Source organism: Klebsiella planticola (genome assembly GCF_000783935.2).
Classification (GTDB): domain Bacteria; phylum Pseudomonadota; class Gammaproteobacteria; order Enterobacterales; family Enterobacteriaceae; genus Klebsiella; species Klebsiella planticola.
The window spans coordinates 4,987,489-5,006,997 of the sequence record NZ_CP026047.1 but is presented as its reverse complement, the minus strand read 5'-3'; the positions used below and the strand labels follow the sequence as shown (position 1 = coordinate 5,006,997).

The following is a 19,509-nucleotide window of genomic DNA, read 5'->3' as shown; positions in this document are numbered from 1 at the left end:
GGCACCGTTTACGGTGCCTCTGTTTTGCTGTCGGACGATCTCAGAATACTTTCTTGTAAGGCTTCACGGAGACGTTCTGATACACGCCAGCCGCGATGTAAGGGTCATCATTTGCCCATGCTTTTGCGACTTCCAGTGATTCAAATTCCGCAATGACCGTTGAGCCAGTAAACCCGGCGGCGCCAGGCTCATTACTGTCGACGGCAGGCATTGGCCCGGCGGTCAACAGGCGACCTTCATCTTGTAACAGCTGCAAACGTGCCAGGTGGGCGGGACGTACCGACAAGCGTTTTTCCAGAGAATCGGCAATGTCTTCAGCGTAGATAACGTAAAGCACGGCAAGGCTCCTTATCAATAAACAGGCGAATCACGTTAAGTGAATCCGTCGTTGACTGCAATGTAAAGATGCGTACCGGCTTAAAATGCCATGCTTCAGAAAATTTTTCCCACAAAACGGGGCAAATTTTGATGCAAGATAACAAGGCTTATTGAATATGATTGCTATTTGCATTTAAAATCGGGGCATCATTTTTCAACAGAAACGACTATGAGCGCAATGACCCTTGATTTACCTCGCCGCTTCCCGTGGCCGACGCTGCTGTCCGTGGCTATCCACGGTGCCGTTGTGGCGGGGTTGCTTTATACCTCGGTACATCAGGTTATTGAACGGCCCTCTCCTTCGCAACCCATCGAAATTACGATGGTTGCGCCGGCAGATCTCGAACCGCCTCAGGCCGCGCAGCCGGTAGTGGAACCCGTTGTTGAACCGGAGCCTGAACCGGAAGTCGTGCCGGAACCGGAGCCGCCAAAAGAAGCACCGGTCGTCATTCACAAGCCCGAACCCAAACCGAAGCCGAAGCCTAAACCGAAGCCGAAGCCGGAGAAGAAGGTTGAGCAGCCGAAGCGTGATGTGAAACCGGCGGAAACGCGCGTGGCTTCACCGTTTGAAACGACCAATACCGCGCCAGCGCGTACGCAGCCGAACGCCGCACCGGCAACGGCGAAACCGACTCTGACCGCGCCGAGCGGCCCGCGAGCGCTAAGCCGCAACCAGCCGGCATACCCGGCACGTGCCCAGGCGTTGCGCATTGAAGGCTCTGTTCGCGTCAAGTTTGATGTCACGCCAGATGGGCGGGTGGATAACGTAGAAATTCTCTCTGCGCAGCCAGCCAACATGTTTGAACGCGATGTGAAAAACGCGCTGCGCAAATGGCGCTATGAAGCGGGCAAACCAGGAACCGGCGTCACCATGACGATCAAATTCCGTCTGAAGGGCGTAGAGATTAGCTGACCGTGTTGTAATCAGGCCCCTTATGGGGCCTTTTCCATTAATACCGCATCCAGCGCTTTCTGTGCCGTCACCAGATGCTGACCGCCGAACAAAATCGCCCGGTTTAACAACGTGTAGAGCTGATAAACCGGCTGACGCTCAAGGAAACCGGAGGGCAGCGGCGATATTGACTGGTAGCCATCGTAGATCTGCGGTGGCTGTTCAGGGTGCAGCGGCAGCATCGCCAGATCGCACTCTCTGTCTCCCCAGTAACAGGCGGGATCGAAGATGTAGGGGCCGTTGGGTCCTAGCGCGCAGTTCCCCGACCACAAATCACCATGTAGCAATGACGGTTGAGGCTGGTGATTGCTCAGACGCTGCTGCACATTATCGACGATGCTGTCGATATCACCGAAGCTGAGCCCTTTTTCGGCAGCCAGCTCCAGCTGCCAGCCGATACGCTGTTCGGCAAAGAAAGTCGACCAGCGGCGTTGCCAGGCGTTGGGCTGCGGCGTGGTGGAAAGGTCGTTATCAAAATCCAGCCCAAACTGCGGCTGATCGCTCCACTGATGCAGATGCGCAATATGCTGACCGAGTAAGAAGGCGTTGTGCGCGTCCAGCGGGCGAGGGGGCAGATATTCCATGACCAGGAAACTGTAGTCGCGATCGCTGCCAACTGCATAAACCTGCGGAACGCTAACGGTTTTACTCCGCGACAGCAGCTCAAGCTGGTCTGCTTCAGCGGTAAAGATAGGCAGAAGCTCGCGCTCATCACATTTAACAAAGTAGTCCCGTCCGCCGAAACGTAAATGCCAGGCCGCATGAATTTCACCGCCGGGCAGTTCGTTGCGAAGTTCGATTTCAGCTGTTTCGGAATGCCAGTCGCTTAACAACGTGCTGATAGCTTGCCACATGCTGTCTCTCCCCTTGTTTTCCACCATTTCATAAGGTTAGCCCATAACCCCGGTGTAAAATTCGAACTGACGCACAACTGGCGCGCTCCGCTGCACGAATCGCACTTATTGAGCTTTCAACCACTCGGCAAATGTGGTGACGGTAACATCAACGGGGCGACCCAGCGCCGTTTCCGCCAATCCGGCGCTAAGCGCTTTGACCTCGTCGGCGCTTTGCGCGGAAATCAGGCCAAAGGTATTCGTACCCAGTTCATGGACCTTGCCGTTTTCGTCATTCAGCACAAGAGTAAATCCTGCGCGGGTGAGATGATTACTTAGCTCGTTAATTTCAGTCAGCGTCTCTTCCTGAAAGTTAACCGTGACGACGCGGGTAACAATTTCTGTGCTCATTTTTCACCCTGTTGTAATCCATGGAATTTTCAGCATAGACCATGATGATGATTTGGCGACTCCCTCTGCGTCAGCAGAGGGAAGGGGAACTAGCGACCGCACAGGTAAGTATAGATTTTGTGCGTGTTTTCCAGCGAGCACAGACGGGTACCCTGGTTAATGGTGGCGGCGCTACCGGCGGCGACGCCGAAGCGGACCATATCCTCCAGACTGGCATCTTCCGCCAGGCGCAGGGTCATTGCGCCGACCATGCTGTCGCCGGCGCCAACAGTGCTTTGGCTTTTCATCGGCGGCGGTACGACCTGTACACTGCCGCTGGCATCTACCCCCAGCGCACCCTGTGGGCCGAGTGAGACGACAACCCGGCGGACCTTACCCGAACGAATCAGCTCCTCCGCCGCACGTCGAACGTCATCGGGTTGGCTCAGATCGCGCCCCACCAGGGCACTCAGCTCTTTTTGGTTAGGCTTGACGAGTTCAATATTACCGACATCAAGAGCGGCAGCCAGCGCCTCGCCCGAACTATCAATGATGCAGCGAAGCCCGTGACGCTGCGCGCTTTTGACTAACTGAGTCAGGTTATCAACGCCGATGCCAGGCGGCAGGCTGCCGCTCACCACCAGCAATGAGCCGCTCTCGATTGCCAGAACCTTTTCTTCGAGACGACGGAACTCCTCTTCCGTTAAGGCGGCGCCAGGCATCACGAAGCGGTATTGTTCGCCGCTGGCGCCCACGTGCACATGCAGATTTTGCCGCGTCCAGTCTCGCGCTTCGACAGGCTCAACCGGGACCTGTTCTGCAGTGAGCAGCGCCGTAAGGTGTTCGCCGGTGGCGCCACCGGCCGGGTAGATGGCCGTTGCGTTACCACCGAGAAAGGTGATGGCACGTGCGACGTTGATACCGCCGCCGCCGGGTTCGAAAACCGGTGCGCTGCAGCGGAGTTTTCCTTCAGGATACATTTGCGGTGTCAGCGTTGCGCTGTCGAGTGAGGGAGCCAGCGTTAGCGTATAGATTTTGGTCATCTAATTTCCTCCATGATACGGGTTAAGCTGTTGTGTTTTTAAGAATGGCACTTCTTACCGGGAAGGGGAAGCGATTGCCGGTCGCGATTTGTAAAGCGCTTTTTATTTTTATTTTTATCTTTATGAAATAAAGATTGTTCTAAGAGCTGTCTTATTCAAAAAATGAAATAGTAATTGATTGCTATGTTAATCGTGCTTTTTTATAATTCTTTGCCTTTCATTGGACCTGCAAGATACAAATATCATTCAAGATGCGTCGAGGCGGCGAGGGAAGCCATCCCACGAAAGCACAGTTCATGCTGTGTAGGGGATGTCTTAGTGACGCCAGCAAAGAAGTAGCCTGAAGGATGACGCGTATAGCGATCCTTGCGAAAGTTTCCGGGACCAGCTGGGTCTCTCTTTTTGTTGTACGGACTCTAAATTAAATGAAGCTTTTGAAGACAGTACCCGCAGCGGCATTGCTGGCGGGGGGGCTCTTTGCGTCTGCGCACGCATTGGCCGATGATTCCGTTTTTACTGTTATGGATGACCCTTCCACTGCCAAAAAACCTTTCGAAGGTGCGGTTAACGCCGGTTATCTGGCGCAGTCCGGAAATACGAAAAGTTCTTCAATGACCGCGGATTCTACGTTGACCTGGTACGGCGATACGACGGCATGGTCGCTGTGGGGTAACGCCAGCAACACATCGTCCAACGATCAGCGCTCCTCCGAAAAATACGCGGTTGGCGGCCGTAGTCGCTACAACCTGACCGACAGCAACTACGTGTTTGGCCAGGCCAGCTGGTTGACTGACCGCTATAATGGCTACCAACAACGCGACGTTTTAACCGCGGGTTATGGTCGCCAGATTCTGAACGGTCCGGTCCACAGCCTGCGCTTTGAATTTGGTCCTGGCGTGCGCTATGACGAGTATACCGATGGCGATAATGATACCCAGCCGCTGGGCTATGCTTCCGGTACCTGGGCCTGGCAGATGACCGATAACACCAAGTTCACCCAAGGGGTGTCGGTGTTTGGTGCCCAGGACACGACGCTGAACTCGGAAAGTGCCCTGAACGTCGCTATCAATGCGCATTTTGCACTGCGGGTTGCCTACAACCTGACCTGGAACTCCGAGCCGCCGTCATCGGCACCGAATCATACCGACCGCCGCACGACGCTGTCTCTGGGTTATAAGATGTAATTTATTTCAGGCCGGGAAACCGGCCTGATTGTTTTAAAATTCACAACCGCTGGCATTATTATTTTTGGTCTTTTGTTTTGTTTTTTATAAAAAGAAAATAACTCCATAATTTCCTCATAATTCATTTTTTCCTGACAACTCTGCAGATAATTTGACACAAATAGCTAAATATTTAGTCGGACAAAAGTGTGATCGGGATCTATACTGTTGACTATCGACGAAGATGAGATCTTTGCCGGACTACCTTCAGTAAATAAGAGAATCACCATCATGAAAAATAGCAAAATCGCGACTGCGGCTGTGATGCTGTGCACCCTGTCTTTTGGCGCATTCGCCGCTAACCCGGTCCCGCAGCCAGGCAACACCGACCATACGCAGGTCGGTATTGCCAAAGCTACTGATGTTGAAGCCGGATCAAATATTGCTCCCGGTTCACAATCAACGGGTCACTCTATGGATGATGCATTTAATGTCCATACCCTTGTTGCCGGCGAGTGGTCCTGATTTTCATCTGTAGATAATATGATGACGCTTCAGGGGATATAAAGCCGGGTAGAGATGTACCGGTTTATTTCCTGAAGAGTGGTCAAGGCGATTCTTCCACTTTGCTATTTCTTGCCATTACCTGTTGTGGCGCGAGCTGTTTTTCTATTTTCATCCGTCGTCCCGGCATGTTGTTCCTGTGGCTGAATATCCAGCGCATGATTTCTGTCCCCCTTGTTTTATCCCTGACCGCCACCATTTATCTTGTTCTGACTTTTAACACGCACTAATGATGTGTAAACTAAGGGCCGGTGTTATCAACAGGCGGCTGCAGGTGGGAACGGTTCGGTAAACGGTCGTCCTCATATTTCGCAGAGTGAAGCGGGAACTGAGCTATAACTTGTTGATAATTATTATTATATTGTTTTGTATGTGCTCTTTCGTGTGGGGCACCACTGCAAATAAGGACATAAAATGCCTGTAATTACGCTTCCTGATGGCAGCCAACGCCATTTTGACCACGCCGTTAGCCCGCTGGATGTTGCTCTGGATATCGGTCCAGGCCTGGCGAAAGCTACGATCGCTGGACGAGTGAATGGTGAGCTGGTCGACGCCAGCGACCTCATCGAAAACGATGCAACCCTCTCCATCATTACCGCAAAAGATGAAGACGGTCTGGAAATCATTCGTCACTCCTGCGCGCATCTGCTCGGTCATGCGATTAAGCAGCTGTGGCCAAACACTAAGATGGCTATCGGCCCGGTTATCGATAACGGCTTCTATTATGATGTCGATCTCGATCATACGCTGACCCAGGAAGATATCGACGCGCTCGAAAAACGTATGCACGAGCTCGCCGAGAAGAATTATGACGTCATCAAGAAGAAAGTCAGCTGGCACGAAGCGCGTGAAACCTTTGTGAAGCGTGGCGAAACTTATAAAGTTTCCATTCTTGATGAAAATATCGCCCATGATGACAAGCCTGGCTTGTATCATCATGAAGAGTACGTCGACATGTGCCGTGGACCGCACGTGCCGAATATGCGTTTTTGTCATCACTTTAAACTGATGAAAACCGCAGGCGCGTACTGGCGCGGCGACAGCAACAACAAGATGTTGCAGCGTATTTACGGTACCGCATGGGCAGATAAAAAAGCGCTTAACGCGCATCTGCTGCGTCTGGAAGAAGCGTCCAAACGTGACCATCGCAAGATTGGCAAGCAGCTCGACCTGTATCATATGCAGGAAGAAGCGCCGGGTATGGTCTTCTGGCATAACGACGGCTGGACAATCTTCCGCGAGCTGGAAGTGTTTGTGCGCTCCAAGCTGAAAGAGTACCAGTACCAGGAAGTAAAAGGCCCGTTCATGATGGACCGTGTGCTGTGGGAAAAAACCGGGCACTGGGACAACTACAAAGATGCGATGTTCACCACCTCTTCTGAGAACCGTGAATACTGCATCAAGCCGATGAACTGTCCGGGTCACGTGCAGATCTTTAATCAGGGTCTGAAATCGTACCGCGATCTGCCGCTGCGTATGGCGGAATTCGGTAGCTGCCATCGTAACGAGCCTTCGGGCGCGCTGCATGGTCTGATGCGTGTACGTGGCTTCACGCAGGATGATGCCCACATCTTCTGTACTGAAGATCAGGTCCGTGATGAAGTCAACGCCTGTATTCGTATGGTCTACGATATGTACAGCACTTTTGGCTTCGAGAAAATCGTCGTCAAACTCTCAACTCGTCCGGAAAAACGTATCGGAAGCGACGAGACCTGGGATCGTGCTGAGGCGGATCTGGCGGTCGCGCTGGAAGAAAACAATATCCCGTTTGAATATCAACTGGGTGAAGGCGCGTTCTACGGTCCGAAAATTGAATTTACTCTGTATGACTGCCTCGATCGTGCATGGCAGTGCGGTACTGTACAGCTGGACTTCTCTCTGCCGCAGCGTTTAAGCGCCTCTTATGTGGGCGAAAATAACGAGCGTCAGGTACCGGTAATGATTCACCGCGCCATTCTGGGGTCCATGGAGCGCTTTATTGGCATCCTGACCGAAGAGTTTGCCGGCTTCTTCCCAACCTGGCTTGCGCCGGTGCAGGTCGTGGTGATGAATATTACCGATTCTCAGTCTGAATACGTTAACGAATTGACTCGTAAACTACAAAATGCGGGCATTCGGGTAAAAGCGGACTTGAGAAATGAGAAGATTGGCTTTAAAATCCGCGAGCACACTTTACGTCGTGTCCCGTATATGTTGGTCTGTGGCGACAAAGAAGTCGAAGCCGGCAAAGTGGCCGTGCGTACCCGTCGTGGTAAAGACCTCGGCAGCATGGACGTAAATGAAGTGATCGAAAAGCTGCAACAAGAGATTCGCAGCCGCAGTCTTCAACAACTGGAGGAATAAGGTATTAAAGGCGGAAAACGAGTTCAAACGGCGCGTCCGAATCGTATTAATGGCGAAATTCGCGCGCAAGAAGTTCGCTTAACAGGTCTGGAAGGCGAGCAGCTTGGTATTGTGAGTCTGAGAGAAGCTCTGGAAAAAGCTGAAGAAGCCGGAGTAGACTTAGTCGAAATCAGCCCTAACGCCGAGCCGCCGGTTTGTCGTATTATGGATTACGGCAAATTCCTCTATGAAAAGAGCAAGTCTTCTAAGGAACAGAAGAAAAAGCAAAAAGTTATCCAGGTTAAGGAAATCAAATTCCGTCCTGGCACCGATGATGGCGACTACCAGGTAAAACTCCGCAGCCTGGTTCGCTTTCTGGAAGAGGGTGATAAAGCTAAGATCACGCTGCGTTTCCGCGGTCGTGAGATGGCTCACCAGCAGATCGGTATGGAAGTGCTTAACCGCGTCCGTGACGATCTGAGTGAACTGGCAGTGGTCGAATCCTTCCCATCGAAGATCGAAGGCCGCCAGATGATCATGGTGCTCGCTCCTAAGAAGAAACAGTAAGGCCTTCAAGTAGCAACTCCTGTGGAGCCCTCAGGCTTCGCAGGCGTTGTTCGCCTATGTTTCGTTTATTAACAATGCGAAGTGGAAGTTATTAAAATGCCAAAAATTAAGACCGTACGCGGTGCTGCTAAGCGCTTCAAAAAAACCGGTAAAGGTGGTTTTAAGCACAAGCACGCTAACCTGCGTCACATTCTGACTAAAAAAGCTACCAAGCGTAAACGTCACCTGCGTCCGAAAGCCATGGTTTCCAAAGGCGATCTGGGCCTGGTAATCGCGTGCCTGCCGTACGCATAAGTCGTTAACCCTTTTAAACTTTTTAATTAGAATAGATACAGGAGAGCACATATGGCTCGCGTAAAACGTGGTGTAGTTGCCCGTGCACGTCACAAGAAAATTTTGAAACAAGCTAAAGGCTACTACGGTGCGCGTTCTCGCGTATACCGCGTTGCCTTCCAGGCTGTTATCAAAGCTGGTCAGTACGCTTATCGTGACCGTCGTCAGAAAAAGCGTCAGTTCCGTCAACTGTGGATTGCGCGTATCAACGCAGCAGCACGTCAGAACGGTATTTCTTACAGCAAATTCATCAACGGCCTGAAAAAAGCCTCTGTTGAAATCGACCGTAAGATCCTGGCTGACATCGCCGTATTCGACAAATTAGCGTTCACCGCGCTGGTCGAAAAAGCGAAAGCAGCTCTGGCATAAGCCAGTTGAAAGAGGGAGCTTGTCTCCCTCTTTTCGTTTCAACACCATCAATACATTGACTTTTATTGCCGTAAGCTTTTCAATACAGGTCTTACGTTTCGTACCAGACAAGGTAATGCAAGCATGAATGCTGCTATTTTCCGCTTCTTTTTTCACTTTAGCACCTGAACTCAGGAGGCTAGCGCGTGAAAGAAGAAACGGAAAACAGCGCCAGAAAGCCTCCCACTGTGGAGGCTTTTTTCGTATATGAACGTGTTCATTCTATTTCAAGCTGCAGGTGCGTGGGCTGAGCGCGCATCCGGCGACAGCGGTTTTCTGCGCTAAGTGCCATGCGGCCCGGCGCCGCCTGTAACTCGAAATAGTCAGAATAAAATAATGACCATAACCGGTGTCTGCACCGACATAATGAGGAAAACCATGTCACATCTCGCAGAGCTGGTTGCCAGTGCGAAGGCAGCCATTAATGAGGCATCAGATGTTGCCGCGCTGGACAACGTCCGCGTGGAATACCTGGGGAAGAAAGGGCATCTGACCCTTCAGATGACAACCCTGCGTGAACTGCCGCCAGAAGAGCGTCCGGCGGCTGGTGCGGTCATCAACGAAGCGAAAGAGCAGGTCCAGCAGGCGCTTAACGTGCGTAAAGCGGATCTGGAAGGCGCAGCGTTGAATGCGCGTCTGGCCGCAGAGACTATCGATGTCTCTCTGCCGGGTCGCCGTATTGAAAACGGCGGTCTGCATCCGGTGACCCGTACCATCGATCGCATCGAAAACTTCTTCGGCGAGCTTGGCTTCACCGTCGCGACCGGTCCGGAAATCGAAGATGACTACCACAACTTTGATGCGCTGAACATTCCGGGACACCACCCGGCACGTGCCGATCACGATACCTTCTGGTTTGATGCGACGCGTCTGCTGCGTACCCAAACCTCCGGCGTGCAAATTCGCACTATGGAAAACCAGCAGCCGCCGATCCGCATTATTGCGCCGGGTCGCGTTTACCGTAACGACTACGACCAGACCCACACGCCGATGTTCCACCAGATGGAAGGTCTGATTGTTGATACCAATATCAACTTCACCAACCTGAAAGGGACGCTGCACGACTTCCTGAATAACTTCTTTGAGGAAGACCTGCAGATTCGTTTCCGTCCATCCTACTTCCCGTTTACCGAACCGTCCGCGGAAGTTGACGTGATGGGTAAAAACGGCAAGTGGCTGGAAGTGCTGGGCTGCGGGATGGTGCATCCGAACGTGCTGCGTAATGTTGGCATCGATCCGGAAGTCTACTCCGGTTTTGCCTTCGGCATGGGGATGGAGCGTCTGACGATGCTGCGCTACGGCGTGACCGATTTACGTGCGTTCTTCGAAAACGATTTGCGTTTCCTCAAACAGTTTAAATAAGGGCAGGACAGAATAATGAAATTCAGTGAACTGTGGTTACGCGAGTGGGTTAACCCGGCGATCGACAGCGAAGCGCTGGCTAACCAGATCACCATGGCGGGTCTCGAAGTGGACGGCGTTGAGCCGGTTGCCGGTAGCTTCAACGGCGTGGTTGTGGGAGAAGTGGTTGAGTGCGGTCAGCACCCGAATGCCGACAAACTGCGCGTCACGAAAGTCAATGTCGGCGGCGAACGTCTGCTGGACATCGTCTGCGGGGCGCCAAACTGCCGTCAGGGGCTGAAAGTTGCCGTAGCAACCATCGGCGCCGTGCTGCCTGGCGACTTCAAAATTAAGGCCGCGAAGCTGCGCGGTGAGCCTTCCGAAGGGATGCTGTGCTCGTTTTCTGAGCTGGGCGTGTCCGACGATCATAGCGGAATTATCGAACTGCCGGCGGATGCGCCGATTGGCACCGATATTCGTCAATATCTGCAGCTGGACGATAACACTATCGAAATCAGCGTCACGCCGAACCGCGCGGACTGCTTAGGTATCATCGGTGTCGCCCGCGACGTGGCCGTTCTGAATAAAGAACCGCTGAACGCACCGGAGATTACCCCCGTTGCCGCCACCATTACCGATACGCTACCGATTGCCGTTGAAGCGCCGGACGCCTGTCCTCGCTATCTGGGCCGCGTGGTGAAAGGTATCAATGTTAAAGCGCCAACGCCGCTGTGGATGAAAGAGAAACTGCGTCGCTGCGGGATTCGCTCCATCGACGCGGTGGTTGACGTCACCAACTACGTGCTGCTCGAGCTGGGTCAGCCGATGCATGCGTTCGATTGCGACCGCATCGACGGTGGGATCGTGGTCCGTATGGCGAAAGAGGGTGAGAAACTGGTTCTGCTGGACGGCACCGAAGCCAAACTGGATACCGATACCCTGGTTATTGCCGACCATCACAAAGCGCTGGCTATGGGCGGCATCTTTGGCGGTGAACACTCTGGCGTCAATGACGAAACGCAGAACGTGCTGCTGGAATGCGCCTTCTTCAGCCCGCTGGCCATCACCGGCCGCGCGCGTCGTCACGGTCTGCACACCGATGCCTCACATCGCTATGAGCGCGGCGTGGATTCAGCGCTGCAGTATAAAGCGATGGAACGTGCAACCCGCCTGCTGATCGATATCTGCGGCGGCGAAGCGGGTCCGGTTATCGATGCGACCCACGAAGCTGCGCTGCCGAAGGCGGCGACCATTACCCTGCGTCGTAGCAAACTGGATCGCCTGATCGGCCATCATATTGATGATGCTCAGGTCAGCGATATTCTGACGCGCCTGGGCTGCGAAGTGACCGCGGGCAACGATGAGTGGCAGGCGGTTGCCCCGAGCTGGCGTTTCGATATTGCCATCGAAGAAGATCTGGTCGAAGAAGTGGCCCGCGTGTATGGCTATAACAACATTCCCGATCGTCCGGTGCAGGCGGGGCTGATTATGGGTACCCACCGCGAAGCTAATCTGTCGCTGAAACGTGTAAAAACGCTGCTTAACGACAAAGGCTACCAGGAAGTGATCACCTACAGCTTTGTTGACCCGAAAGTGCAGCAGCTGATTCACCCGGGTGAAGAAGCCCTGATTCTGCCAAGTCCTATCTCCAGCGAAATGTCGGCAATGCGTCTGTCGCTGCTGACCGGCCTGCTGGGTACGGTGGTGTATAACCAGAACCGTCAGCAGAGCCGCGTGCGTATTTTTGAAAGCGGTTTGCGCTTTGTTCCGGATACCCAGGCCCCGCTAGGGATTCGTCAGGACGTGATGCTGGCCGGTGTGATTTGTGGCAACCGCTACGAAGAGCACTGGAATCTGGCAAAAGAGACCGTTGATTTCTACGATCTGAAAGGCGATCTGGAGTCCATTCTCGACCTGACCGGCAAATTAGCGGATATCGAATTCCGCGCAGAAGCGAACAGCGCACTGCATCCGGGGCAGTCGGCCGCGATTTATCTGAAAGGTGAACGTATTGGTTTCATTGGGGTTGTTCATCCTGAACTGGAACGTAAACTGGATCTGAACGGCCGGACTTTAGCGTTCGAACTGGAGTGGAACAAGCTTGCAGACCGCGTGGTGCCTCAGGCGCGCGAGATTTCTCGTTTCCCGGCGAACCGTCGTGATATCGCCGTTGTCGTCGCGGAAAACGTACCTGCAGCCGATGTTTTGACAGAGTGTAAGAAAGTTGGCGTAAATCAGGTAGTTGGCGTAAACTTATTTGACGTGTACCGTGGTAAAGGGGTAGCGGAAGGCAGTAAGAGCCTTGCGATTAGCCTCATCCTGCAGGATACCAGCCGTACACTCGAAGAAGAGGAGATTGCCGCTACCGTTGCCAGATGTGTAGAGGCATTAAAAGAGCGATTCCAGGCATCATTGAGGGATTGAACCTATGGCGCTTACAAAAGCTGAAATGTCAGAATATCTGTTTGATAAGCTTGGGCTTAGCAAGCGGGATGCCAAAGAGCTGGTAGAGTTGTTTTTCGAAGAGGTGCGTCGTGCTCTGGAAAACGGAGAACAGGTAAAACTCTCCGGGTTCGGCAACTTCGATTTGCGGGATAAAAACCAACGCCCGGGTCGTAACCCGAAAACGGGGGAAGATATTCCCATTACAGCCCGGCGTGTGGTGACCTTCAGACCCGGTCAGAAACTTAAAAGCCGTGTCGAAAACGCTTCGCCCAGAGACAAATAATCTGAACTAACTAAAAAGGCCGCTGATGCGGCCTTTTTCTTTTGTGGCGTAAATCAACTTCTTACGGCCGTAACCATCACCTCGACGAGGATATCAGGGCGTGCCATTTCCGCCTGGACAGCCGCGCGTGCCGGGCTGTGACCTTCCGGCATCCAGGCGACCCAGACCTCATTAAACCCGGCAAAATCACGCGCCATCGTCTTCAGCCACACCTGAGCAGACAGAATATGACGATTATCACTGCCTGCTTCGGCCAGCAGCGCGTCAATTTTCGCTAAAACCTCCCGGGTTTGCTGGCGGATATCGTCATCGCTGCCGACCGGGGTTTGCCCTGATAAAAAGATCAGATCGCCGTACCCGACGCTGGCGGAAAGGCGGGGCTGCGAATGATGGCGTTCTATTTTCATGCTGTGTGTTCCCATGTCAGACCTTCTAAAGAAATGGCGGGACTAGCGCCGTTGAGTAGCGCGCCGAGAACCACCGCGCTGCCGGCGGCCAGAGTAAAGCCAAGGCTACCCTGACCGAGGTTCATCCACAGGTTCTGATACCCGGCACGACCAAGCAGAGGGGGCCCCGCGGGGGTTGAAGGGCGCATACCGCACCAGGCCTCTGCATCCTCAACCCCCTGTAACTCAGGGAAGCTGCGGGTCACGATCTTTTTTAGCGCCTGGATACGCTCGGGGCGCAGTTGATCGCCGTCGTAGCCAATATCGACCATGGCGGCAATGCGCAGCCGATCGCCCAGCCGGGCATAGACCACTTTATGGCCGTAATCCGTTACGCTGATATCAGGGGCAATCCCGGGCGTTGTGGGGTAGGGGAGCGTCAGGCTGTAGCCTTTCAAAGCGCACAGCGGCACGCGAATACCGGTCCCGGCCAGCAGGGGGCCGCTGCCGTTTCCTGCCGCCACGATGTACTCATCGCCGACTATCGTTCCCTGACGGGTATCGACAGAATCAATGCGGGCGCCTTTTTTATTCAGGCGCAGCACCTCACAATGGCTGGTCAGAGTAAAGCTGGCGCTGGCATGCAGTTTCTCCAGCAGCGCCTGACAGAATTTTTGACAGTCGGCGGTCTCATCGCCGGGTGAATAAATACCGCCCTGCAGCGAAGGGCGAATATATTTCAGCGCCGGTTCAAGCTGAATACAGTCGTCGGCATTTAACGCTTGCTGGTATTGCGGGCTAATGCCTTTGGCGGCTTTATTAAAATCATATGCCCGACGGTGAACGATCAATTTCCCGGAACGCCGCCAGTGAAAGTCGTGCAGATTATCCGCCGTCAGCCACTCCTGCATCACCTGACGGCTGAGCAGCGACAAGCGCAATATATGATCGCCGTTGAGCTTATTCGTCTGGCTATTACAGGCGCGGAGAAACTGCAGCAGCCAGCGCCATTGCCCCGGCGACATTTTCAAACGCATATTGAGCGGCGAGTCGGCTTTACCCATCCATTTCATCCCCTGCAGGGGAACGCCACGATCGGCCAGGGGGGCCACATACCGGTAGCTAAGCTGCCCGCCGTTAGCAAAGCTGGTTGCCAGACCCGGCTTCGCCTGACGCTCCAGCAACTGCACCTGATGACCGCTCTTGATTAACTCATAAGCCGTTGCCAGCCCGATAACACCGCCGCCGATAATGACAATGCGCTTTTTCATAACCTGATAAACCCACCGCTGATAAATGCATGGGCTTTATGTCAAAGCATTTGCCTCTGCGGCGCAATTGACTTTTTATGTTCAGGGTATAACTCCAGGTTAATCTCCTGCAGCTGCTGGCGGAGCCGGATGCAGAGAAAATCGACAAACTTCTGGCTGATCGGGCTGAGTGAAACATCTGCCCGACGCAGTAAACACAGGGTGATCATCATCGGCGGCGCGATCGGATGAATCATCGCCGGCGCCAGGTTATGCCGGGCGGAAAAAATATCGGTAATGCTGCATCCCATGCCGCGCTTCACAAACTCGGTGGCCATGTAGTAGGTCTGCACGTTCAGACGGGTCGTCGAAAAATCACGTCGGGTCGCAATGGCCGCGGAGAGAGAGTGCGGTCCGGGCGAGATCCACCGCTGCTGGTCAATCTCCTCAATCACCACCTCTCCCTGACGATAGTCGCGGTCAATGTACACCAGCGGGACCTCAGCGATGGCGGTGCTGGTGATCTCCCCTTGCTGGACGGGCTGCAGCGTCAGGGCCAGGTCTATCTCGCGCAGATCCAATTTTTTGACCAATGTCTCAGTGTGTTCGGTGGTGAGTGTCATCACCAGATTGGCATTTTGTTGGTAGAAATCAGTGACCAGTTCCGGGACCAGACTCAACCCAAGGCTCGGCAGACAGCCGAGGCTAATTTTGGCTCTGGGATCGCGGGCCAGGTTATCGGCGAGCAGGCGCAGGTTATCGAGATCATGATAAATATTCTGAGCTTTTTCAAACAGCATCAGCGCTTCGCTACTAGGCAGCAGCTTGCCGCGTACCCGCTGAAAAAGTTTAAAACCCAGCTTCTGCTCGGCGTTTTTTAGCGCTTTGCTGGCGGCGGGTTGAGAGATGTTGAGCGATTCTGCTGCTCGGGAAAGCGTGCCGCAAGTCATCACGGCGTGGAAGATTTCCAGGTGACGCAGTTTCATGAGGAGTTAACTCAGGGTTATAGAGGCCAGATAAAAAGTCATTTTCTAATAACATTAACTTAACATAAATTTAATCCGCAATCAGCGAGCTGTTGACTTATTGAGCTGACTGCGCCGCCTTCAGGCGGATAATCCGATTCTCAGAACAATACCTGTTGTCCCTACATACACCCTCAGGCAACGAAGCCAACAAATTATAACGAGGGGGGATATTTTCTGAGCAGGCCCGAATACACCGCGCCCCAATAGCGGCCGGTTTTATTGGCATCAAGGAGTTATATGAGTGACTCAACGCTCTCTGGCAACCCGCTAACCAGACAGAATATCACCAGAAAAAATATTATTATTGGCCTGTTATTAGGGCTGTTTTTAGTGACGGCATTCTGGTGCCATGGACGGCCCGCCGCCGAACTCGGCTTGCTGAGTTTTACACCGCTTGTCGCCCTCGCCATCCTCTCGCTCGTCGGGGTAGATATTGTGCTGGCGGTGATCTCATCCATTATTATTGCGATGATTATGACCTCGACCGGCTTGCCTGAAATGGGAACGATGCTGGCAAAATCGACCGGCTCTTTCATTGCCACCGTCGGGTTAATCATTATGCTCGGTGCCGGTGTCGGAGAAGTGGCAACCCGTACCGGCGCTGCGGTGGAACTGGTGAAATTTGTGGTTCATCGTATCGGTCTGTCGAGTCAGACCCGGGTTAAACTGGGTATTGTCATTTCGTCGATTCTAATCTGCGGCGCCCTGGGGACCATGGCCGGGGGAAATGCGATCATCGTGGCGGTGATTATTCCGGTTGCCGCGGCGGTCAGGCTGACGCCGCCGACGGTGGCGGCGCTGATGATGACCGCCGGCTCCATCGGGCTTTTTACCGGGCCGTTTACGCCGAGTACCGTGACGATTCTCAAGCTCGGCGGCCTCAGCTATCCGGACTATTTACTGTATGTCGGGTTGCCAATGAGTGCGGTGACTTTGCTGGCCGGCTGGCTGATGGCGGGGCGCATTCAGAAGATGACCGAAGGGAAGCTGCGGTATGAAGTTGACCTGGCTGAAAAAACGCAGAAACAAGCGAGTGCCGCCGTTTCAAAGCGCAGAAAGCTCAGCGCGCTGGCGTTTGCGGCAACGATTATCGTGATGGCGGTGGTGGGCGTGGTGATAAAAGCCGGCTTTAGCTTCGCGATTATTGTGATGCTGCTGGTGGCGTTGATCACCGGGCTGGTCGGCGGCCTGCGGCCTACGCAGATTTTGCAGGCGCTGTATCACGGCTGCGGCCGTCTGGTGTGGATGTTTATCCTCTACTGGCTCTATAACCCGATTCTTGAACTGATGGATGGGCTCCATGCCTATCAGGGGCTGCTGGATTACACCCAGCCGCTGCTGGAGGGGATCTCCCCGGCCTGGCTGTGCTTTTGTATTTTCGCCTTCAATATCATTGGCCATGTTCCCGGCGCGGCGGTAGCGCAGATGACCTTTACCCACAAGATTTTTGGCCCGATGCTGATGGCCGCTGGCGTCCCGCCGCAGGGAACCACTGCGGTTCTGCTGGCCTCATCGCAGGTGGACTGGTTTGGCCCGTTCCCCTCTTCGGATATGTTTGGGCAGATGGGGCTGGCGCAGTCGACCCATCTCAAATACATGCTCTATAACGGCTGGGCTATCGTGATTGCTAACATTATTCTCTTCGCTCTGCTGTTTCAGGTGCTGGTGTAAGAGGCCATTCTGCTCAGTGCGGCGAGGCCGATGTCTCGCCGTGATGGTCAGTGGATCATCCGGTTATCTCTTCCTCTGCGGGAGGTTTTGCTTTTCTCACCTCTGTCGCCACCGTAAAATCAACGGCATCTCTTTCTGGCAATACGGAAATTATGCTGACCTTTGCCCAAACTCAACAGCGCCGCAGCCGGCGCTGGCTTATTGCACTACTGCTGCTGCTTCTCGCCATGATGACCGTCAGTCTCTGCGCCGGAGACCAGTGGATTGGTCCGCAGGAGTGGTTCAGCGCCAAAGGGCAGCTGTTTATCTGGCAGATTCGTCTGCCGCGTACGTTGGCCGTTCTGCTGGTCGGCGCTGCGCTGGCACTCTCCGGGGCGATCATGCAGGCATTATTCGAAAACCCGCTGGCGGAACCGGGGCTGCTGGGCGTCTCCAACGGCGCTGGCGTGGGATTAATTGCCGCGGTGCTGCTGGGCAAAGGCTATCTGCCGGGGGGGGCGCTGGGGCTGTGCGCGATTGCCGGCGCGCTGGTGATTACTTTTATTTTGCTGCGTTTTGCCCGGCGGCATCTGTCAACCAGCCGTCTGCTGCTGGCGGGCGTCGCGCTCGGCATTATCTGTAGCGCGTTGATGACCTGGGCGGTCTATTTCTCCACCTCTTTCGATTTGCGTCAGCTCATGTACTGGATGATGGGCGGGTTTGGCGGCGTGGACTGGCAGCAGCTGTGGCTGATACTGGCGCTGTTGCCGGTGCTTATCTGGGCGTGTCTGCAATCACAGCCGCTGAATCTCCTGGCGCTGGGGGAAGTGTCCGCTCGTCAGCTGGGACTGCCTCTCTGGCTCTGGCGCAGGCTGCTGGTCGTGGCGACAGGCTGGCTGGTTGGCGTGAGCGTGGCGCTGGCAGGGGCAATTGGATTTATTGGGTTGGTGATACCGCATATTCTGCGCTTATGCGGCTTGAGCGATCATCGGGTGCTGCTTCCGGCCTGTGTGCTTGCCGGCGCCAGTGCGCTGCTCGGCGCCGATATCATTGCCCGCCTGGCGCTGTCGGCGGCGGAATTACCGATCGGCGTGGTCACCGCGACGCTGGGAGCGCCGGTCTTCATCTGGCTACTGCTGAAATCCGCGCATTCGCAATAAGCGGTGGACTGGCGCAGCCATTATCGCTGCGCCAGGGAGGGGAGCTGGGGCTTACCAGCCTTTGATCGCATCGCCTTTGTATACTTCCATGGCTTTATCTGCGACCTCTTTGGTCTGGAAGGCTTCTTTCAGCTGCTGAATCTTTTTACTGTCTTTATTCTCTTCACGTGAAACGATGGCATTCACATACGGAGAGTCCGGTCCTTCCATAAATAAACCATCGCGGGCCGCGGAGAGACCTGCCTGCGCGGAGAAGTTGGTGTTAATAATCGACAGCGCGACGTTCGGATCGTCGAGGGTACGGGTCAGCTGCGGCGTATCGACTTCAACAATTTTCAAATGTTTCGGGTTGTCGATAATATCCAGCGATGTCGGCAAATAGCCCACGCCCTCTTTCAGTTTGATTAAGCCCTGCGCCTGCAGCAGGAGCAGGCTGCGGCCTAAGGTCGTGGTTTCGTTAGAGATAGATACCGTTGCGCCGTCCGGCAGCTCGTTGATATGTTTAATTTTGCGTGAATAAGCGGCAATCGGGAAGACAAACGTTTTGCCAACGATGGCAAATTTGTAGCCGCGCTCTTTCGACTGTGCCTCAAGATAGGGCAGCGTCTGGAAGGCGTTAGCATCGACGTCTTTATTATTTAACGCTTCATTGGGCAGCACGTAATCATTGAAAGAGATAACCTCGACGTCGAGGTGATATTTATCCTTCGCCACCTGCTCAACCACTTTCCAGATGGCTTCATCCGGACCGGTGTTAATCGCCACCTTAACTTTGTTGTTATCGTCTGGAGAGCAGGCCGATAACAACACTACCGATGTGGCGATTAACACCGAGCTTAACAACTTTTTCATCTATAAAACTCTCTCAAAATTAGTCCATAACAAAAGGCTATTACATCCATTTAACACTGTACACTGAATTGTCTGCTGACCATATTGAGAGGAATTCATGTTCGCGGCGGGTACGGTGCGGTATTCCTGGCAGCCGATTAGACGTACAATGAACGCCCGTG

General features: G+C 53.8%; 21 protein-coding genes and 1 other annotated feature. Of the genes, 13 read left to right on the top strand and 8 right to left on the bottom strand.

The features are described from left to right. Positions 1-40: 40 nt before the first annotated feature. Entirely contained in the window at positions 41-337 is a 297-nt protein-coding gene (locus MC50_RS24130) for a YciI family protein (protein ID WP_004863379.1), read from the bottom strand. 210 nt (positions 338-547) lie between these two features. On the opposite strand from MC50_RS24130, the gene tonB reads away from it, so the two are divergent. After that, positions 548-1,291 carry a TonB system transport protein TonB gene (tonB, locus tag MC50_RS24125; RefSeq protein ID WP_032687126.1) on the top strand — a complete coding sequence of 248 codons (744 nt, stop codon included), beginning with the start codon at positions 548-550 and terminating at the stop codon, positions 1,289-1,291. A gap of 20 nt (positions 1,292-1,311) precedes the next feature. On the opposite strand, the gene MC50_RS24120 is transcribed toward tonB, so the two are convergent. From MC50_RS24120 to pfkB, 3 genes are all read right to left on the bottom strand, one after another. Then, positions 1,312-2,184: a fructosamine kinase family protein gene (locus tag MC50_RS24120; RefSeq protein WP_032687127.1), complete on the bottom strand. Its 873-nt coding sequence runs from the start codon at positions 2,182-2,184 to the stop codon at positions 1,312-1,314. A gap of 105 nt (positions 2,185-2,289) precedes the next feature. Then, a complete protein-coding gene (ghoS, locus tag MC50_RS24115; protein ID WP_004863372.1) occupies positions 2,290-2,574 on the bottom strand; it encodes a type V toxin-antitoxin system endoribonuclease antitoxin GhoS in 285 nt (94 codons plus the stop codon). Positions 2,575-2,663: 89 nt separating this feature from the next. Further along, positions 2,664-3,596 (bottom strand): 6-phosphofructokinase II, encoded by a 933-nt coding sequence (gene pfkB / locus MC50_RS24110; RefSeq protein ID WP_047665114.1) that lies wholly within the window; start codon positions 3,594-3,596, stop codon positions 2,664-2,666. 425 nt (positions 3,597-4,021) lie between these two features. Here pfkB and MC50_RS24105 point away from each other — a divergent pair, with 425 nt between their 5' ends. From MC50_RS24105 to ihfA, 10 genes are all read left to right on the top strand, one after another. Further along, the gene (locus tag MC50_RS24105; protein ID WP_004863367.1) at positions 4,022-4,780 is read left to right on the top strand and encodes a DUF481 domain-containing protein; all 759 of its coding nucleotides are present in this window, start codon (positions 4,022-4,024) and stop codon (positions 4,778-4,780) included. Positions 4,781-5,050: 270 nt separating this feature from the next. Beyond that, entirely contained in the window at positions 5,051-5,284 is a 234-nt protein-coding gene (locus MC50_RS24100; protein ID WP_015584102.1) for a YdgH/BhsA/McbA family protein, read from the top strand. Positions 5,285-5,737: 453 nt separating this feature from the next. Continuing rightward, on the top strand, positions 5,738-7,666 hold the full coding sequence (gene thrS, locus MC50_RS24095) for a threonine--tRNA ligase (protein WP_032697383.1): 1,929 nt from the start codon (positions 5,738-5,740) through the stop codon (positions 7,664-7,666). Positions 7,667-7,669: 3 nt separating this feature from the next. Continuing rightward, on the top strand, positions 7,670-8,212 hold the full coding sequence (gene infC, locus MC50_RS24090) for a translation initiation factor IF-3 (protein ID WP_049267827.1): 543 nt from the start codon (positions 7,670-7,672) through the stop codon (positions 8,210-8,212). A gap of 96 nt (positions 8,213-8,308) precedes the next feature. Then, positions 8,309-8,506, top strand: coding sequence for a 50S ribosomal protein L35 (rpmI, locus tag MC50_RS24085; RefSeq protein WP_001124225.1), 198 nt, complete (start codon positions 8,309-8,311; stop codon positions 8,504-8,506). Between the two features lie 51 nt (positions 8,507-8,557). Further along, positions 8,558-8,914: a 50S ribosomal protein L20 gene (gene rplT / locus MC50_RS24080; RefSeq protein WP_004102963.1), complete on the top strand. Its 357-nt coding sequence runs from the start codon at positions 8,558-8,560 to the stop codon at positions 8,912-8,914. Positions 8,915-9,032: 118 nt separating this feature from the next. Continuing rightward, positions 9,033-9,158 (top strand) — a sequence feature (Phe leader region). Further along, on the top strand, positions 9,038-9,082 hold the full coding sequence (gene pheM, locus MC50_RS28735) for a pheST operon leader peptide PheM (RefSeq protein WP_153053952.1): 45 nt from the start codon (positions 9,038-9,040) through the stop codon (positions 9,080-9,082). Its footprint overlaps the feature before it by 45 nt. Before the next feature lie 173 nt (positions 9,159-9,331). Continuing rightward, positions 9,332-10,315: a phenylalanine--tRNA ligase subunit alpha gene (pheS, locus tag MC50_RS24075; RefSeq protein WP_047665112.1), complete on the top strand. Its 984-nt coding sequence runs from the start codon at positions 9,332-9,334 to the stop codon at positions 10,313-10,315. Between the two features lie 15 nt (positions 10,316-10,330). Then, positions 10,331-12,718: a phenylalanine--tRNA ligase subunit beta gene (pheT, locus tag MC50_RS24070; protein ID WP_032699512.1), complete on the top strand. Its 2,388-nt coding sequence runs from the start codon at positions 10,331-10,333 to the stop codon at positions 12,716-12,718. A gap of 4 nt (positions 12,719-12,722) precedes the next feature. Continuing rightward, a complete protein-coding gene (ihfA, locus tag MC50_RS24065) occupies positions 12,723-13,022 on the top strand; it encodes an integration host factor subunit alpha (RefSeq protein ID WP_004102960.1) in 300 nt (99 codons plus the stop codon). Positions 13,023-13,075: 53 nt separating this feature from the next. On the opposite strand, the gene MC50_RS24060 is transcribed toward ihfA, so the two are convergent. The 3 genes from MC50_RS24060 to MC50_RS24050 are packed head-to-tail and all read right to left on the bottom strand — an operon-like array spanning position 13,076 to position 15,644. After that, positions 13,076-13,429 (bottom strand): RidA family protein, encoded by a 354-nt coding sequence (locus MC50_RS24060; protein WP_102047553.1) that lies wholly within the window; start codon positions 13,427-13,429, stop codon positions 13,076-13,078. Further along, positions 13,426-14,706 (bottom strand): D-amino acid dehydrogenase, encoded by a 1,281-nt coding sequence (locus MC50_RS24055; RefSeq protein WP_223306671.1) that lies wholly within the window; start codon positions 14,704-14,706, stop codon positions 13,426-13,428. Before MC50_RS24055 ends, MC50_RS24060 begins: the two co-directional genes overlap by 4 nt. A 14-nt stretch (positions 14,707-14,720) precedes the next feature. Further along, positions 14,721-15,644 (bottom strand): LysR family transcriptional regulator, encoded by a 924-nt coding sequence (locus MC50_RS24050; protein WP_032687133.1) that lies wholly within the window; start codon positions 15,642-15,644, stop codon positions 14,721-14,723. Between the two features lie 279 nt (positions 15,645-15,923). On the opposite strand from MC50_RS24050, the gene MC50_RS24045 reads away from it, so the two are divergent. Together MC50_RS24045 and btuC are read left to right on the top strand one after the other, a co-directional pair. Beyond that, on the top strand, positions 15,924-17,357 hold the full coding sequence (locus MC50_RS24045; protein WP_047665102.1) for a gluconate:proton symporter: 1,434 nt from the start codon (positions 15,924-15,926) through the stop codon (positions 17,355-17,357). A gap of 152 nt (positions 17,358-17,509) precedes the next feature. Further along, entirely contained in the window at positions 17,510-18,496 is a 987-nt protein-coding gene (btuC, locus tag MC50_RS24040; protein WP_102990881.1) for a vitamin B12 ABC transporter permease BtuC, read from the top strand. Positions 18,497-18,547: 51 nt separating this feature from the next. Here the strand turns inward: btuC and MC50_RS24035 are convergent, their stop codons facing one another. After that, positions 18,548-19,348 (bottom strand): MetQ/NlpA family ABC transporter substrate-binding protein, encoded by an 801-nt coding sequence (locus MC50_RS24035; protein ID WP_032687136.1) that lies wholly within the window; start codon positions 19,346-19,348, stop codon positions 18,548-18,550. Positions 19,349-19,509: the final 161 nt, after the last annotated feature.

What these genes read in the sequence shown, in the direction of transcription:
- ihfA (WP_004102960.1), top strand. Translation starts at nt 12,723, where the DNA reads ATGGCGCTTACAAAAGCTGAAATGTCAGAATATCTGTTTGATAAGCTT.
- tonB (WP_032687126.1), top strand. Translation starts at nt 548, where the DNA reads ATGAGCGCAATGACCCTTGATTTACCTCGCCGCTTCCCGTGGCCGACG.
- thrS (WP_032697383.1), top strand. Translation starts at nt 5,738, where the DNA reads ATGCCTGTAATTACGCTTCCTGATGGCAGCCAACGCCATTTTGACCAC.
- pheT (WP_032699512.1), top strand. Translation starts at nt 10,331, where the DNA reads ATGAAATTCAGTGAACTGTGGTTACGCGAGTGGGTTAACCCGGCGATC.
- MC50_RS24060 (WP_102047553.1), bottom strand. Translation starts at nt 13,429, where the DNA reads ATGAAAATAGAACGCCATCATTCGCAGCCCCGCCTTTCCGCCAGCGTC.
- rpmI (WP_001124225.1), top strand. Translation starts at nt 8,309, where the DNA reads ATGCCAAAAATTAAGACCGTACGCGGTGCTGCTAAGCGCTTCAAAAAA.
- MC50_RS24050 (WP_032687133.1), bottom strand. Translation starts at nt 15,644, where the DNA reads ATGAAACTGCGTCACCTGGAAATCTTCCACGCCGTGATGACTTGCGGC.
- rplT (WP_004102963.1), top strand. Translation starts at nt 8,558, where the DNA reads ATGGCTCGCGTAAAACGTGGTGTAGTTGCCCGTGCACGTCACAAGAAA.
- MC50_RS24035 (WP_032687136.1), bottom strand. Translation starts at nt 19,348, where the DNA reads ATGAAAAAGTTGTTAAGCTCGGTGTTAATCGCCACATCGGTAGTGTTG.
- btuC (WP_102990881.1), top strand. Translation starts at nt 17,510, where the DNA reads ATGCTGACCTTTGCCCAAACTCAACAGCGCCGCAGCCGGCGCTGGCTT.
- ghoS (WP_004863372.1), bottom strand. Translation starts at nt 2,574, where the DNA reads ATGAGCACAGAAATTGTTACCCGCGTCGTCACGGTTAACTTTCAGGAA.
- pheS (WP_047665112.1), top strand. Translation starts at nt 9,332, where the DNA reads ATGTCACATCTCGCAGAGCTGGTTGCCAGTGCGAAGGCAGCCATTAAT.
- MC50_RS24100 (WP_015584102.1), top strand. Translation starts at nt 5,051, where the DNA reads ATGAAAAATAGCAAAATCGCGACTGCGGCTGTGATGCTGTGCACCCTG.
- MC50_RS24105 (WP_004863367.1), top strand. Translation starts at nt 4,022, where the DNA reads ATGAAGCTTTTGAAGACAGTACCCGCAGCGGCATTGCTGGCGGGGGGG.
- MC50_RS24045 (WP_047665102.1), top strand. Translation starts at nt 15,924, where the DNA reads ATGAGTGACTCAACGCTCTCTGGCAACCCGCTAACCAGACAGAATATC.
- pfkB (WP_047665114.1), bottom strand. Translation starts at nt 3,596, where the DNA reads ATGACCAAAATCTATACGCTAACGCTGGCTCCCTCACTCGACAGCGCA.
- MC50_RS24120 (WP_032687127.1), bottom strand. Translation starts at nt 2,184, where the DNA reads ATGTGGCAAGCTATCAGCACGTTGTTAAGCGACTGGCATTCCGAAACA.